At 60.1% G+C, this 14,233-nt stretch carries 15 protein-coding genes; 2 read left to right on the forward strand and 13 right to left on the reverse strand.

Going from position 1 to position 14,233, the window contains the following annotated elements; all coding sequences use genetic code 11:
* Window positions 1–9: 9 nt before the first annotated feature.
* From AC1D3C_RS00105 to AC1D3C_RS00120, 4 genes are read right to left on the reverse strand one after another with little or no spacing between them, the layout of a single operon-like run.
* A complete protein-coding gene (locus AC1D3C_RS00105; RefSeq protein ID WP_477481471.1) occupies window positions 10–873 on the reverse strand; it encodes an ABC transporter permease in 864 nt (287 codons plus the stop codon).
* A gap of 10 nt (window positions 874–883) precedes the next feature.
* The gene (locus tag AC1D3C_RS00110) at window positions 884–1,804 is read right to left on the reverse strand and encodes an ABC transporter permease (RefSeq protein ID WP_477481472.1); all 921 of its coding nucleotides are present in this window, start codon (window positions 1,802–1,804) and stop codon (window positions 884–886) included.
* An 18-nt stretch (window positions 1,805–1,822) separates the two neighbouring features.
* The gene (locus AC1D3C_RS00115; RefSeq protein WP_477481473.1) at window positions 1,823–3,316 is read right to left on the reverse strand and encodes an ABC transporter substrate-binding protein; all 1,494 of its coding nucleotides are present in this window, start codon (window positions 3,314–3,316) and stop codon (window positions 1,823–1,825) included.
* Between the two features lie 43 nt (window positions 3,317–3,359).
* Window positions 3,360–4,295 (reverse strand): polysaccharide deacetylase family protein, encoded by a 936-nt coding sequence (locus AC1D3C_RS00120; RefSeq protein WP_477481474.1) that lies wholly within the window; start codon window positions 4,293–4,295, stop codon window positions 3,360–3,362.
* Between the two features lie 111 nt (window positions 4,296–4,406).
* Here AC1D3C_RS00120 and AC1D3C_RS00125 point away from each other — a divergent pair, with 111 nt between their 5' ends.
* Window positions 4,407–5,165 carry an IclR family transcriptional regulator gene (locus AC1D3C_RS00125; RefSeq protein ID WP_245440239.1) on the forward strand — a complete coding sequence of 253 codons (759 nt, stop codon included), beginning with the start codon at window positions 4,407–4,409 and terminating at the stop codon, window positions 5,163–5,165.
* Between the two features lie 185 nt (window positions 5,166–5,350).
* On the opposite strand, the gene AC1D3C_RS00130 is transcribed toward AC1D3C_RS00125, so the two are convergent.
* From AC1D3C_RS00130 to AC1D3C_RS00165, 8 genes are all read right to left on the reverse strand, one after another.
* Complete coding sequence (locus AC1D3C_RS00130; protein ID WP_477481475.1) at window positions 5,351–5,764, reverse strand: PIN domain-containing protein; 414 nt, start codon at window positions 5,762–5,764, stop codon at window positions 5,351–5,353.
* The gene (locus tag AC1D3C_RS00135; protein WP_247135142.1) at window positions 5,761–6,009 is read right to left on the reverse strand and encodes a type II toxin-antitoxin system VapB family antitoxin; all 249 of its coding nucleotides are present in this window, start codon (window positions 6,007–6,009) and stop codon (window positions 5,761–5,763) included. Before AC1D3C_RS00135 ends, AC1D3C_RS00130 begins: the two co-directional genes overlap by 4 nt.
* A 404-nt stretch (window positions 6,010–6,413) precedes the next feature.
* Window positions 6,414–7,484, reverse strand: a complete 1,071-nt coding sequence (locus AC1D3C_RS00140) for an ABC transporter ATP-binding protein (RefSeq protein ID WP_477481476.1) — start codon at window positions 7,482–7,484, stop codon at window positions 6,414–6,416.
* Window positions 7,481–8,308, reverse strand: a complete 828-nt coding sequence (locus AC1D3C_RS00145) for a carbohydrate ABC transporter permease (protein ID WP_247135144.1) — start codon at window positions 8,306–8,308, stop codon at window positions 7,481–7,483. Before AC1D3C_RS00145 ends, AC1D3C_RS00140 begins: the two co-directional genes overlap by 4 nt.
* Window positions 8,305–9,207 carry a carbohydrate ABC transporter permease gene (locus AC1D3C_RS00150; protein WP_477481477.1) on the reverse strand — a complete coding sequence of 301 codons (903 nt, stop codon included), beginning with the start codon at window positions 9,205–9,207 and terminating at the stop codon, window positions 8,305–8,307. Before AC1D3C_RS00150 ends, AC1D3C_RS00145 begins: the two co-directional genes overlap by 4 nt.
* 73 nt (window positions 9,208–9,280) lie before the next feature.
* Window positions 9,281–10,513, reverse strand: a complete 1,233-nt coding sequence (locus AC1D3C_RS00155) for an ABC transporter substrate-binding protein (protein ID WP_477481478.1) — start codon at window positions 10,511–10,513, stop codon at window positions 9,281–9,283.
* A gap of 78 nt (window positions 10,514–10,591) precedes the next feature.
* Window positions 10,592–11,497 carry a sugar phosphate isomerase/epimerase family protein gene (locus tag AC1D3C_RS00160; protein ID WP_477481479.1) on the reverse strand — a complete coding sequence of 302 codons (906 nt, stop codon included), beginning with the start codon at window positions 11,495–11,497 and terminating at the stop codon, window positions 10,592–10,594.
* A gap of 11 nt (window positions 11,498–11,508) precedes the next feature.
* Window positions 11,509–12,543, reverse strand: a complete 1,035-nt coding sequence (locus AC1D3C_RS00165; RefSeq protein WP_477481480.1) for a Gfo/Idh/MocA family protein — start codon at window positions 12,541–12,543, stop codon at window positions 11,509–11,511.
* A 144-nt stretch (window positions 12,544–12,687) separates the two neighbouring features.
* Here AC1D3C_RS00165 and AC1D3C_RS00170 point away from each other — a divergent pair, with 144 nt between their 5' ends.
* Window positions 12,688–13,704, forward strand: coding sequence for a LacI family DNA-binding transcriptional regulator (locus tag AC1D3C_RS00170; protein ID WP_477481481.1), 1,017 nt, complete (start codon window positions 12,688–12,690; stop codon window positions 13,702–13,704).
* 67 nt (window positions 13,705–13,771) lie between these two features.
* Here AC1D3C_RS00170 and AC1D3C_RS00175 read toward each other — a convergent pair whose 3' ends face one another.
* Window positions 13,772–14,215, reverse strand: a complete 444-nt coding sequence (locus AC1D3C_RS00175) for a MarR family winged helix-turn-helix transcriptional regulator (RefSeq protein WP_477481975.1) — start codon at window positions 14,213–14,215, stop codon at window positions 13,772–13,774.
* Window positions 14,216–14,233 lie beyond the last annotated feature (18 nt).

The raw sequence follows: 14,233 nt of genomic DNA on the forward strand, positions 1-14,233 counted from the left end.
CCAAAGGGTTCAACGCGAACGGGAACGCGGGTCGAGCTGGTCTCGCAACCAGTCGCCAAGCACGTTGACGGAAAAGACGAGCAGGAAGAGACAGGCGCCCGGAAAGGCGACGATCCACCAAGCCCGCTCGATATATTGACGGCCGACGCTCATGATCGAGCCCCAGCTCGAGGCCGGCGGCTGGATCCCGAGGCCGAGGAAGGAAAGGCCGGCTTCCATCAGGATCATCAGGCCGAATTCCGCGGTGGCGACGATCAGCACCGGGCCTGCGATATTCGGGAGGATGTGATGGAAAAGAATGCGCGCCGCCCCTGCCCCGGCAAGCTCGGAGGCCTTGATGAAGGGCAGGTTCGCCACCTGCAGCGTCTGGGCATAGGCGACACGGGTATAACGCGGCCAGCGTGTCAGGCCGAGCACCAGCACCAGCTTCAGAAAGCCGGGGCCGAGCACCGCGACGGTCAGCACCGCCAGCAGGATCGCCGGGATCGACATCATGATGTCGACGAGGCGCATGATGAGGATCTCGATCTTGCCGCGGAACCAGCCGGCGACCATGCCGAGCGTGACGCCGACCAGTGACGAGACGACCACGGACAGCACCGCGACCGAGAGCGAGACGCCGGCGCCGTAGAGCGTACGCGACAGCAGATCGCGGCCGAGATCGTCGGTGCCGAGCCAGTAGGTGATACCGCGCATCTCGAAGCCCGGCGGCTTCAGGCGGCCGAGCAGGTTCTGCCGGTTGGGGTCGGCAGGCGCCACCCAGGGCGCGAAGATCGCCAGAAGCACGATCACCAGGAAGATGACCGATACGACAATGACCGAGATGGGGACCCGGCGAAGGTGTTGGCGGAGGGCGAGGACGGCGGTGCTCAAAGCCTTCTCCTTATCGGACCAGACGGATGCGCGGATCGACGAGCGCGTAGACGAAATCCGCGATCACGCTGGTCAGCACATAAACGAAGGAAATCAAAAGCACGATGACCTCGACGACCAGGAAGTCGCGCGACTGGATGGATTGGATGGCAAGCTGGCCGATGCCCGGCCAGGCGAACACCGTCTCGACGATGACGGCGCCTGCGAGCAGGTTGCCGATCTCGAGCGCGGCGATGGTGATCACCGGGATCGCCGCGTTGCGCAGCACATGGCGGAACACCACGGAGCCGAGTGACAGGCCGCGGGCGCGCCCCGCCCTGACATAATCCTTGCCGAGCTCGTCGATGATCGAGATGCGGGTCATACGGGCGAAGGTCGACATCGAGATCGCGCCGAGTGCGATGGACGGCATGATCAGCGAGGCGAAATCGCCGGAGCCGGAGGTCGGCAGCCAGCGCAGCGTCACGCCGAAGAAGAAGATCAGCACGATGCCTGACAGGAAGGTCGGCACGCTCTGGCCGGTGACGACGATCGCCGTCAGCAACCGTTCGAGCCAGCCGCCGCGCCGGGTCGCCATGATGATGCCGGCCGGAATGCCCATGCCGATCGCCACTACCAGCGCGCCGGTGGCGAGCATCGCCGTATAGGGCACACGCGAAACGACGATATCGAATGCGGGCACACGCTGGACGACGGAAATGCCGAAGTCAAAATGCGCAAGACCGCCCAGATATTCCAGGTATTGCACCCAGATCGGCCGGTCGAAACCGAGCTGGCTGCGCAGTTGGGCGATCATCTCGGCCGATGCGTCCTGCGGCACCAGCAGCAGGGTCGGATCGCCCGAGAGATGCATGACGACGAAGACGATGGTGAGAACGCCGAAGATCGCAATGATCGCCTGTAGCAAACGTTCGACGGCGTATCTCAACATGTTCGTGCTATCCGTCTGTTACTGCTGCCAGCTCATGTCCATGACGAACATGGCTTCATTGGCGGTCGGCTGCCACTTCAGCTTCTTGGCGGCTCCATAGAGCGCATAGGCCTGGTAGAGGCCCATGCCGGGAACGTCGTCCTTCAGGACCTGGTAGGCCTGTTCGTAGAGCTTCAGACGCTCCTTCTGGTCGAGGATGACGCGCGCCTTGTCTACCGCTTCATCGAACTTCGGGTTCGAATACTTGGCCCAGATGCTGCCGGTGCGGAACAGCGGGAAGATCACGCCGTCCACGTCCTGGCAGGCGCAGGACCAGGCGCCGAAGGCAAGACCGCCTGCATTGGCGGGATCGCCCTGGCGGCGTTTCAGGAAGGTTGCCTGGTCGCTGGAGGAGATCTCCACCTTGAGGCCGGCCTCGTTGACCATCTGCTGGATGGCTTCGACGGTGGCGCGGCTGTAGGCAGGCGAGGTTAGGAATTCGACGGTCGCACCTTCGGCGCCGGCGGCCTTCACCAGTTCCTTCGCCTTGTCGAGATTGTATTCGTATCCCTTGACCTTGTCGGTGTAGCCGAAGACCGGTTCGGCACCGAGCACTTCCACCGGCTTGCCATATCCTTCGAGCAGCGCCTCGACGAGCGCCTGACGGTCGATCGCATAGGCGATCGCCTGGCGGACGCGGACGTCCTTGGTGACGCCGCCCTGGGCGTTGATGAACAGGTAGCCGATGCGCTCGGTCGGAACCGAGAGGACCTGCGAATTGCTGTCGTTCTTGATGCTTTCGGCCTGATCCGGCGGCACGTCGCGGACGAGGTCGGCCTTGCCGGTCTTCAGGTCGGCGATGCGAGTGGAGACGTCGGGCACCGTGCGAAAGACCACCTTCTGGAACGGCGGCTTGGCGCGCCAATAGCTGCCATAGGCTTCGAGTTCGGTCTGAACGCCCTTCTGCCAGTTGGCCATCTTATAGGGGCCGGAACCGAGAGGCTTCAAGTTGAATTCCTGGTCACCGACCTTTTCGACATAGGCCTTCGGCACGATCGACAGTTTGACGAGTTGGGCGAGCAGCGCAGGATAGGCGGACTTGGTGGTCATCTTGACCACGGTCGGGTTCACCGCCTCGGCCTTGGCGATCTGATCGAACTGCGAAAGCTGCGGGCTCTTCAGCTTTGGATCGATGATGCGGTTGATCGAGAAGGCGACATCCTCAGCCGTGAGTTTCGTGCCGTCCTGGAAAGTCACGCCGTCGCGGATCTGGAACTCAAGCGTCTTGTCGTCGAGATATTTCCACGACTTGGCGATCTGCGGCACGATCTCTCCCTTGATGTCGCGGGTCAGAAGGTTGTCGAAAATATTGCGGTAGATCGAGTAGCTGTCGGTGTTCCACTGCAGATGCGGATCGAGCGTTGCCGCATCGTTCGGCAGGTCGATGGTCAGCGTGTCCTTGGTTTGCGCAAGTGCAGTCGACGCGGTGAGCGCCAGTAGCATGGCGGCTATGGATGCGAATTTGGCAGACATGTTCCTTACCCTCATTGTTGTTGCTGCTGTATTTGAGAACTGTTTATGCCGTCTTCTCGGCGGTCTTTAGCCCGGCCTCGTCGGCACAGTAGCGCGCCAGTTCTGCATGGGTGCAGAACCAGACGTCGCCCTTCGACTTGGCGAGCCGAATGATCTCTTCCAGAATGAAGATGCGGGAACGGTGTCCGACGTGATGCGGGTGCATGGTGAGCTGGAACAACCCGCTCTCTTCCCAGGCGACTTCGAATTCGCGGGCGAAGATGTCGAGAACCATGGCAGGGCCGCCATAGGGTCGCGCGCCGGTCATCCGGTCCATCGCCACATAAGGCGCGTCGTCGCGGATCCATTCGACCGGAATTTCGACCACGCCGGTCGGCTTGCCGTCTTCTAGAAGCTCGTAGGGCTCCTCGTCGGCCATCAGCGAGGAATCGTAGAGCAGGCCCATCTCGCGGGCGATCTTCAGCGTATAGGGGCTGAAATCCCAGGATGCGGTTCGCATGCCGACCGGGCGGATGCCGGACAGGCGTTCGAGTGTGTCGGCGGCACGCAGCGCCAGATCGCGTTCCGTCACCTCGTCGAGACGGGAATTGAACTCGTGGATCCAGCTATGGATGCCTAGTTCATGGCCGGACGAAACCACGGTCTTCACTTCGCCCGCATTGATCATCGCCGAGACGGCCGGCATGAAGAAGGAGGCCGGCACCGAATATTTTTCCAGCAGGCGAAGGATGCGCGGCATGCCGGCGCGGGCGCCGTACTGGCCGCGGCTCATTGTGCCGAAGGAGGCTCCGCCATGGCGCAGTTCCATCGTCTCGTGATCGGAATCGAAGGACAATGCCACTGCCATGCGCGCGCCGTTTTTCCATTTCGCCGGTCTCAGGCTGCGCCCGGCACGTACCTTCTGAACCTTTTGCTGCCAGACACTATCCGGCCAGGTCCAAGGTTCGGAGGCATCGTTTTGCTTATTCGGCGCATTCATGAGATCGTTCATCCTTATCAGCGCAACACTCGAAAACGTGAGTGGCTGCTTTCTAGGCAGAATTGTTATGAGCCGATCCGATAACCATCAATGGGGGTCTTGTTCACATATATGAACTCCGAAATCAAAAGTGCCGGCCGGATTCTCGATCTCCTGGAATATATGGCGTCCCGCCGGGAAGCGGTGCCACTGGCCCAGATCGTGCGTGATCTTTCTTTCCCGAAAAGCAGCGCCCACGGCCTTGTCCAGACGCTAGCTGCCCGTGGTCATGTGGTCCAGGACGATGCCGGCCGCTATATGCTCGTCGAGGCGAGCCGGCACGGATTTCCGTTCAGACGCCATGAAGAGCCGTTGGTCGTGGTGGCAAAACCATTCATGGAAAAACTGCGCGACGAATCCGGCGAGACCATCCTGCTCGCGACGATGAACGCTCATTGCGATATCCGCCGGCTGGCGAAATGCGTCAGCCGGCATCGGGTTCGTTATGACGTTAACCTTGACGCAGCGATCGCCGCCTATTGCACCGCGACCGGCCGCGTGCTGCTCGCCTTCACGCCGAAGGAGGCGCTGGAGCACTATCTTTCCCGCGTCCAGCTCCTCTCCTATACCCGCTATACGGTGACCGATATCGAGCGCATCCGCGAAATGCTCGTGAAGATCCGCCGGGATGGCTACGCACTGAACGACCAGGAATTCGTCACCGGCTCGACCGGCATTGCCGCCCCGATCTTCGATGGCAACGGCGCGGTCGTCGCCGCCCTCAATCTCGGCGTTCCGACGGTGCGCTACAACGAGCAGCGCGAGGGCTTTCTGCTGATGGTCCGCAGTGCAGCTGACGATATCAGCCGGGCGCTCGGTTATCGCCGCTGAGGTTCATTCGCACGGCGGGATGATGGAAAGCGTTGAAATCCTGCATCATTTGGAAAGCTACACTCTCTTTCGTCCGAGCATTTTGGAACAAACGAAGCCGGCCTTCGAAGTTGCTACTTTATCTGGCGGTGATCAAATGACCCGCGCGGCGAGGTTGGTTATGAAGGCTCACCCGCTCGAACGGGTTAAAAATCCCAAGGGTTGAGGAGTACGAGACCTGTCGTTTCAAAATCCTTAAGATTGCGCGTGGCCAAGCGCCCTCCGTTAACACGAGCTATTGCAGCGATCATTGCGTCGGGTGCTGACATTGCGTGCCCCCGACGAACCGCCTGCGCCATGATCTCACCATAAGCGAGCGCCGCTTCTTCTGTGAGACCAAACATCCGATCGGCAAACCGACGACGCCATTCCGCCAGCCCCTGTTCCAAACGCTCGGCCCGCTGGTCCGGCCTAATCTTTTGAATGCCGAAAGCAATCTCGGCAATTGTCACAGTGGGCAATGCCAATTCCGCGTCGAACCGAACCAGCCAGGCCATGACGGCTTGGTGAGGATCCTTCCGCAACGTCTCCGAGACAACGTTGGTATCGAGAAATATCAAAGCTCGATGCCTTGGTGAGGACTACGGCTTTCACGGATGAGGGTATCCAGGTCAATATCGGTGGCAGCTTGCGCGTTGACCCGCGGGTAAAAGGTCGCCGCCGGTTCGCGACCCGCCTCGCGTGTCTCGTAGGCTTCAAGCGCGCGTTCGACCACTTCGGCAATCGAACGATTCTCACGACGCGCGAGCCGGTGAGCCAGATCCCTTGCCTTGGAGCTTCGAACAGAGAGTTGTGGTGCGGCCATTACAGTCTCCTTTGCAGAAAATATAAGCTCATCGCGTGCTGCCATCAAGATGGCAGATGCCGGCGTGCCATCCACGAGACACCTTGCCTTCGTGGAAGGAGCAATCAGCGGTGTGCGCGATTGAACTTGCTCGAATCCGGACCGCCTCTGGGAATTTTCCGCCACTGGCGCTCGACATATACCTCCGCGCAGCGCGAGATCAGCAGAGCTCTGGAGATCATGCATGAGGAGTTCGAGGCTCTATCGGGGCAAGAACAACATGCTGAGCTCTCCTGATCGAAGTGGGCCGGGCGATGGATGCGTTCTCATCTGAGCCAGCCTTCAGTACTTGGCTACACATTTCCATGAACCGGCAGTCGGTACCCAACACGGCAATCGACACATACCGTAGCGCGCCGGCACGATCATTTGAGGCTCTGCTCGGTCTCGGCGTCGAACAGATGGACATTGCTTGCTGCAAACGTCAGCCGAATGGTCTCGCCCGCCGTCACGACGCTCCTGCCATTCAAGGCAACGACAATCTCAGGCGTGGTGGCGGTGGTAATGAACGTTGCCGCGCCGGTCGTTTCAACTGTCGCGACATCCACCTTGAAGCCGACGGCGTCGGCCGCGGCGAGAGTGAGATGCTCCGGGCGGATGCCGACGATCAGGGCACGTCCAGCCGGCAGCGGGCAACCGAGATCGACGGTTTGCGGTTCGGCAAGATCGAGAACCAGGGCTCTTCCGTCAGGCGTCGCACGCGCCGGAATGAAATTCATCGCCGGCGACCCGATGAAGCCGGCGACAAAGCGATTGGCCGGGCGGTCGTATAAATCGAGCGGCTTGCCCTGTTGTTCGATAATGCCATTGCGCATGACGACGACATGATCCGCCATCGTCATCGCCTCGACCTGGTCATGGGTCACATAGACCGAGGTCGCGCCGAGGCGGTCGTGCAGCGCCCTGATCTCCTTGCGCATGTGAACACGCAGGGCTGCGTCGAGGTTCGAGAGCGGTTCGTCGAAAAGGAAGGCTTGCGGATTGCGGATGATGGCCCGGCTCATCGCGACGCGTTGACGCTGACCTCCCGACAGTTCCCGGGGATACCGGTGCAGCAGGCTCGACAATCCGGTGATAGCCGCCACGTCGGCCGCCGCCCTTTGCCTCTCTGCCTTTCTGACCCCGTTGATCTTCAGGCTGTAGGTCAGGTTTTGTTCGACCGTCATATGCGGGTAGAGCGCATAGGACTGGAACACCATGGCAAGATCGCGCTTTCGGGGCGGCACCCCGTTCATGCGTTTTCCGGCGATGACGAGATCGCCGCTCGAGATGGTCTCGAGCCCCGCCAGCGAGCGCAGCAGCGTGGACTTGCCGCAGCCGGACGGACCGACCAGCGCGACGAACGAGCCCTTGCGAATGGAAAGATCGATATCCTTCAGGGCATGATAGGCGCCGTAATATTTGTTGACGGCCGAGAGTTCGATTTGGTGGGTCATTTCAATGCTCCCGATGTGAGCCCGGACACGATGCGACGCTGCAACAGAACGAAGATGGCAAGGATGGGCGTCACATACATGGTGGCGTAGGCCATGATGTTGTTCCACTCGCTGGTGTTCGGCCCCATGAAGGAATTGAGCCCGACGCTGGCGGGCTGGAGCTGGATGTCCTGGATCATCGACTTGGAATAGACGAATTCGCCGAAGGCCTGCATGAAGATGAGGATGGCGCTGACCAGAATGCCGTTGCGCGCCAGTGGCAGAACGATGTTGAAGAAGGCGCCTATGCGGGAATTGCCATCCACCAGCGCCGCCTCCTCCAGCTCCATCGGCACGGCCATGAAGGTTGCGCGCACGAGCACGACGAAAAAGGGCATGCTTTTGGCGGTAATGGCCAGAATAACGGCAAAGCGCGGATATTCGAGCAGGCCCACTTGCGAAAAACCCACGAAGATCGGCGTTATCATCAGCGAGGCCGGCAGAACCTGAAACATCAGAATGAGGAAAAGCCCGATATCCACCCAGACATTGCGGTAGCGCGCCAGCACATAGGCACAGCCGGTGCCCAGAAGCGCGATCAGCGCCACCGCACCGAAGGCAATGACCGTGGAGTTCCACAGGTAACGGCCCATGTTCCGGCTTTCCCAGACATAGGTGAAGGTCTGCCATTGGGCAGAGGAGGGCCAGAATGTCGGCGGCGTCGCAAACATTTCCGAGCCGCTTTTCAGCGCCGTCAGATACATCCAGTAGAGCGGGAATAGATAGACGGCCGCCATCACCACGGACAGGGCAAGCAACAGCCGGTTTCGCGCGATTTCGCTCATCCGCGCACCTCATGGCGTGTGGAACGGACATAAACGGTTGCGGCAAACATCACGAAGACGGTCATGATGACGGAAATGGTGGCACCCTTGCCGAAGTCGTACTGCCGGAAGGACAGATCCCAGGCCCAGTATTGCGCGACATTGGAGGAATTGTTCGGTCCGCCATCGGTAATCGCGGCAAACAGATCGAATTGCTGCAGGGTGAAGATCAGCCCGAGCGCGATGATCGCGCCGATCGTGGAGCGCATCATCGGCAGGGTGATGGTCCAGAAGCGCTGCCAGGCATTGGCGCCGTCCATTTCCGCTGCCTCATAGAGGTCTGCGGGAATGGCGGCAAGACCGGTGGCGAGGAGGATCATGTTGAAGGACGTACCGAGCCAGATATTGGCCAGAATAACCGCCCACAGCGAGAAATTCGGATCGGACCTCCAGAAGATATTGCCGCTGACGAGGCCGGTTTGCTGCAACAGAAAATTGAGCACGCCGAAATCCCCGGACAGTATCCAGTTCCAGATGGCGCCGACAACGAGACCGGGCATGACCCAGGAAACCAGAAAGAGGCCGCGCAGCCAGGACGCGCCGGGGAAATTGATCCAGAAGAACAGGGCCAACGAGAAGCCGACGAGAAACTGCCCGGCGATCGACCCCACCACGAAGATGACCGTGTTCTTGAGGATGGATAGGGTTTCAGGCTCGGTGAACAGGTCGACATAGTTTTTGAAGCCGACAAAGGGCCGGATGACGCTGGCAAGGCTGAACATGTCCACTTCCTGAAAGCTCATCAGGATGTTGTAGAGTAGCGGAAGCCCTGCCAGTGCCAGGAGAAACGTGAAGGGCACCCCGACCAGAACAAGGTCGAAACCGCGGCCATCCGTTACGCTGGAAAACACTCTCTTCATCGAAACCTCGCTGGAGCCTGCAGGACGGCCCGGCGGATGGGTGCCGGGCCGTCGTCGCGGGAGGGTGGCTGTCTCAGCCGTCGATCGACTTGATCTTCGCAGCCGCCTGATCGAGCGCGGCCTTCGGCGCCATCTGGCCTGTCAGGGCCGCCTGTATCGCGTCCTGGATGGCTTTCGAGATTTTCGGCCATTCCGGTGAAGGGCCGCGGGGTTGCGCATATTTCAGCTGCTCCACGAAGGTTTTGAGCGCTGAATCCTTCAGGACATTGCCCGTGGGCGGAACCGGGATGTCGGACCGGGCCGGAAGCTGGCCGAAATTCTTGTACATGGTGGCATCCTTGGAAGCGAAGAATTCCAATGCCTTGAAGGCCTCTTTCGGATGTTTGGTGCTGGAAAAGATCGCCCAGTTGAAATCACCCATGGCGGATGAACGCTGAGCGCCCTCGCCCGGCACCGGCAGAAGAGCGGTGCCCCATTGAAATTTGGCATCGCTCAACATCCGGTCGATTTCCCATGGACCGGAAATCGCCATGGCCGCATTTCCGGCATTGAAGGTGGCTGTCGAATCCCATTGGCTTCGGGTAAGCGTATCCGGCGAGGCTAGCTTTTCATCCAGCATCTGTTTCCAGATGGTAAGCGCGTTGACGGCACCTTCGCTGTTGATCGATTTATAGGTGGCGCCGCCCATCTGCGCCCAGGGCAGGAACTGGAAAGTGCCCTCCTCGTTGGCCTTGGCGGAAAAGGTGATGCCGTAGATGTTCTTTGAAGGATTGGTGAGCTTTTTCGCCGTCGCCACCAGGTCGGTCCAGGTCTGCGGCGGCTTTTCGGGATCGAGGCCTGCGGCCTTGAACAGATCCTTGTTGTAATAAAGCGCAATCGTGTTGGTCGCCTTCGGCACGCCGTAATATTTGTTGTCCCACATCACCGATTTCAGTGGGCCGGGAAAGTAGTTCTCCGGCTTGATGACCTTCGATTGCTGGATCATGTCGGTGAGATCCAGAAAAGCCTTGCGGGAGGCGAACATCGCATGGTTGGGATTGTCGATGGCAATGATGTCGGGTGCCTTGCCCGTGGAATAGGCGCGCATGGCCTCGCTCACCACGTCGTCGAACTGAAGCTGGCGATATTCGATCTGGATGCCGTTATTCTGCGCGTTGAATTCCTTGATGAGGCTTGGCGCGGGCTGGATATCCCGGTCCAGCGACCAGAGGACGAGTTTCACGTCCTCCGCTCTGGCGCTCATGCCGGCAAGTGAGACACTGGCCAGAGCCAATGCAATGGAAATCATAGTCCTGCGGATACCCATGGTTCTCCTCCTTCTTGGTTATCCTCAATTCTCATCCGGCTGGCGCAGAGCTCCTTCTATGGCCAGCCGGCCTGCGCATCAGACCGGATCGACGACGAATGTGCCGCCCCTTGCCTGTTTCAGATGGTTCAAGGCGTGGATCTGCCCCGTCATTTCCAATGCATCCCGATAGACGGGATCATGCCATCCCTCGATGTCGATGGAGCCCGACCAGCCGGCCAGCCGAAGTTCCGAAATAATGTCGGTCCAGTTGCTGTCGCCGAAACCGGGCGTGCGCATGAACACGAAGGGATGTTTTCCGAAGATGCCGTGCTCGCGGATCACGTCCCAGCGGATGGTGGCATCCTTGCCGTGGACGTGGAAAATCCGCTTTGCCCATTTGCGGATCTGCGGCAAGGGCTCGATGAGATAGACCATCTGGTGGCAGGGTTCCCATTCAAGCCCGATATGCTCATCCGGCGTCTCGTTGAAAATCAGTTCCCAGGCATCCGGATTATGGGCGATATTCCAGTCGCCGGTTGCCCAGTTGCCGTCCATGGCGCAATTTTCAAAGGCAATGCGGATGCCCTTGTCAGCCGCGCGGCGGGCAAGCTCGCTCCAGATTTGCCGGTACCGCGGCAGGCTTTCCGTCAGCGGCCTGTTGCGGATGCGCCCGGTGAAGCCGGCAACGCAGGTGGCGCCGAAGTGATGGGCATTGTCGATGCAGTCCTTCCAGCCCTGAAGCGTCTGGAGATCGAGTTCCGTTTCTTCCAAGGGATTGCCGAACATGCCGATGGTCGAAATGGTAATGTCCCGCGCGCCGATGGCCTCGCGGCAACGCTTGCCAAGCTCGGCAATATCCTGGCCGTTGGTGGTCTGCCAGAAAAAGGGCTGGAAACTTTCAAAGCCCATATCGGCGATCTGGGAAATCCGCTCGGCCGCCTGGCCCTTCGTGGCGCTGATCATGGTGCCGATGCGGATGGAATGGTTTCGCTGTCCGGTCATAGTGCTGGCCCTTATGCTGCAAGGTCGATGGTTTGCCGGGATCTGGCGCTTTCGATCGCACCAAACACCATGGCAAGGCTCTTGATGTTGTCCCACCCCACTGTTTCCGGCACACCGCCGGTTTCGATGGCTGAGAGGAAATCGGCGATGACGCTGGCATGGCCGTGGGTTTCCTCCTCACGGGCGGGCGGCAGAACCTCGATCGGCGTCGCGCCGCGCAGCAGTCCGCTCTCGCTTCCCGCAACGGAGGCGCGGAAAGTGTCTTCTCCGTCCCAGGTCAACATTCCGTTCGAGCCGACGATGCGCCATTCGCTTTCCCAACTCGTGCGCTGACCTTCCGCGCACCAGGAGCCGCGATAGGTGAAAACCACGTCGTCGGTGAGCTGAAACACCGCATTGGCGCTGGCGCCGTGGGCATACCAGGAGCCGGGTGGATTTGTTTCCAGGCAGTAGACGGAAAGCGGCGTCTTGCCGGAGACGAAACGGGCCGCATCGAAAGTGTGGATCGCCATGTCCAGAAGCAGGACATTGTCCATCTGCTCCCGGAAGCCGCCAAAATGCGGCGCGATGAAGAAATCGCAATGGATTGCGGTGATCGCGCCAATCGCGCCGCTTTCGACGAAGCGCCGCATGCGCCGCACACCGGAAATAAACCGCCGGTTCTGCACGATGGAATGAATGCGCCCGGCAGCCTCTGCGGCGCGGATGAGGTCTTCCGCCTCCTCCATCGAGGTCGCCATGGGTTTTTCGCTCAGCACATGGCATCCGAGGGACAGCGCGGCCTTCACGACAGAATGGCGGGCGGCGGGAATGACGACGTCGAATACAATGTCCGCGCCGGTTTCGCTCAGCACCGCAGCAAGATCGGATCCGATGGAGACCGGCTGAAGCGAAAATTCGGCGGCCAGCGCCTGCGCAACCGAGAGGTCGAGATCGACCAGACCCACGACGGTCAGCGCCTGCCGCAGCGCCGGCGTGGCCTGAAGCGCACGCAACCATCCTTTGGCCATTGCTCCGCAGCCACACAAAACGACCTTGTATGTCACTAATTTCCTCCCATGCAATGTTTACGGCACGACACCTCCTGTGCATCCGTAAACGTTTACGGTACTATGAACGCATCGATTTTTTTGTCAATACTGCTTCCGAAAACGATTACGGTCTTATACCGAACCCTCAAGAGGCTCCCCGTGACAGGCATCCGCCAACTTGCCGATTATCTGGATATTTCCATCGGCACCGTGTCCCGCGCGCTCAATGGAAAGGCGGATGTCAATGCGGAAACCCGCAGGCGCGTGCTGGAGGCGGCGGAGAAGCTGGGATACGTCCCCAATCAGTCGGGCCGCTCGCTGCGCAAGGGCTCGACCGGCGTGGTGGGTTTCATGATGCAGACCGGGCCAGAGATCAACAGCCAGGGAGACGCCTTCTTCATGAGCGTTTTCGACGGAGTCCAGACCGTGCTTAGCCGGCACAAGCTCGATCTCGTCGCCCTGCTCTGCTCTTCCAACGAAGATCCCTATGCCTATCTGCAGCGCACCGTGGCGCGCGGCTTTGCCGATGCCATCATCCTTTCGGCCACCCGGCGCAACGATGCGCGGTTCGAACTGCTGCACCGGCACAACATTCCGTTCATTTCGCTTGGCCGCAGCCTGACCGATGTCGGCCAACCCTGGATCGATCTGGACTTCGAAGGGATGGCGGAGGTCGCGATCGAGCGGCTGGTCAAGGCGGGCCACAGAGATATCGGGATCATCTGGCCCCATGGCGATCTCAACCTGGGTTACGTGTTCGCCGAGCGATGCCGCGAGGTGCTGGCGGAACATGGGCTTACCCTTAACGAGGATCATATCTTCCGGGCAAAACCGAGCGAAGCGGGGGGCTATGCAGTAGCCCATGAGATCGCCTCCAGATCTCCACGCCCGTCGGCAATCGTACTGGTCAATGAGATCCTGGTTACAGGGCTCTACAAGGGGTTCGAGGACGCTGGCATTAAGCCGGGCAAGGACATTGCGATCATCGGTCGTTACAGTCCCCAGGCTCAGTACCTCTCTCCGGCCTTGACCTGCTTTACGTTGTCTCTTCGTGATCTGGGGATCAGCCTGGCGGAGCATCTGCTGTCAGTCATACCCGACTATCAGTCCCACTACGTCGGACAGACACCCCGCGTGATCTGGCCTATGACGTTGATCGAGGGCACAAGCGGCTGAACGGCCTCAGTCTGCGCCGCTGTCTCCGGCCATTGCCGAGCACCAAGTGCGTTCAGGCCGCTTCTGCCTACTCGTCGCCAGCAGATGCCACTGGCATCTTTTCAAGTTGGGAGAGTAGCGCCACCAGCTTCGGTGTCATCTCGCGGATTTCCACGATATGCGCTTCGCTCAGGCGACCCAGCAGCTCCTCGGCCTTGTCCGTTAGTCGAACGGTCTGGCGCCGTCGATCCTCCTGATCCACCTGTCGCGCTGCGAGGCCACCGTCAACAAGCCGGTTGATCAGTTCCGTCGCGGTATGAGGGGCGATAAGGAGCCGTTCGGCGAGCATTCCGACCGTCATCGGTTTGCCGTTGCGATTGCCTTTTATCGCCAGAAGCGCCTGGTGCTGCTGGGGCGGCAATCCTTCTACCTGTGCGGCGGATGCACTGAAATCCATGAACTGCCGAAGCGCATAACGGAGGTCGGCGAGCGTTTCGTAATCTACCTGCCTGAGCCTACTAAGCTTTTTCATCTGCTCTCCGTTTTCGTC

This window comes from Neorhizobium sp. P1_A6 (assembly GCF_056406795.1).

What these genes read in the sequence shown, in the direction of transcription:
- AC1D3C_RS00145 (WP_247135144.1), bottom strand. Translation starts at nt 8,308, where the DNA reads ATGAGCGAAATCGCGCGAAACCGGCTGTTGCTTGCCCTGTCCGTGGTG.
- AC1D3C_RS00125 (WP_245440239.1), top strand. Translation starts at nt 4,407, where the DNA reads ATGAACTCCGAAATCAAAAGTGCCGGCCGGATTCTCGATCTCCTGGAA.
- AC1D3C_RS00120 (WP_477481474.1), bottom strand. Translation starts at nt 4,295, where the DNA reads ATGAATGCGCCGAATAAGCAAAACGATGCCTCCGAACCTTGGACCTGG.
- AC1D3C_RS00150 (WP_477481477.1), bottom strand. Translation starts at nt 9,207, where the DNA reads ATGAAGAGAGTGTTTTCCAGCGTAACGGATGGCCGCGGTTTCGACCTT.
- AC1D3C_RS00110 (WP_477481472.1), bottom strand. Translation starts at nt 1,804, where the DNA reads ATGTTGAGATACGCCGTCGAACGTTTGCTACAGGCGATCATTGCGATC.
- AC1D3C_RS00175 (WP_477481975.1), bottom strand. Translation starts at nt 14,215, where the DNA reads ATGAAAAAGCTTAGTAGGCTCAGGCAGGTAGATTACGAAACGCTCGCC.
- AC1D3C_RS00135 (WP_247135142.1), bottom strand. Translation starts at nt 6,009, where the DNA reads ATGGCCGCACCACAACTCTCTGTTCGAAGCTCCAAGGCAAGGGATCTG.
- AC1D3C_RS00155 (WP_477481478.1), bottom strand. Translation starts at nt 10,513, where the DNA reads ATGGGTATCCGCAGGACTATGATTTCCATTGCATTGGCTCTGGCCAGT.
- AC1D3C_RS00160 (WP_477481479.1), bottom strand. Translation starts at nt 11,497, where the DNA reads ATGACCGGACAGCGAAACCATTCCATCCGCATCGGCACCATGATCAGC.
- AC1D3C_RS00140 (WP_477481476.1), bottom strand. Translation starts at nt 7,484, where the DNA reads ATGACCCACCAAATCGAACTCTCGGCCGTCAACAAATATTACGGCGCC.
- AC1D3C_RS00115 (WP_477481473.1), bottom strand. Translation starts at nt 3,316, where the DNA reads ATGTCTGCCAAATTCGCATCCATAGCCGCCATGCTACTGGCGCTCACC.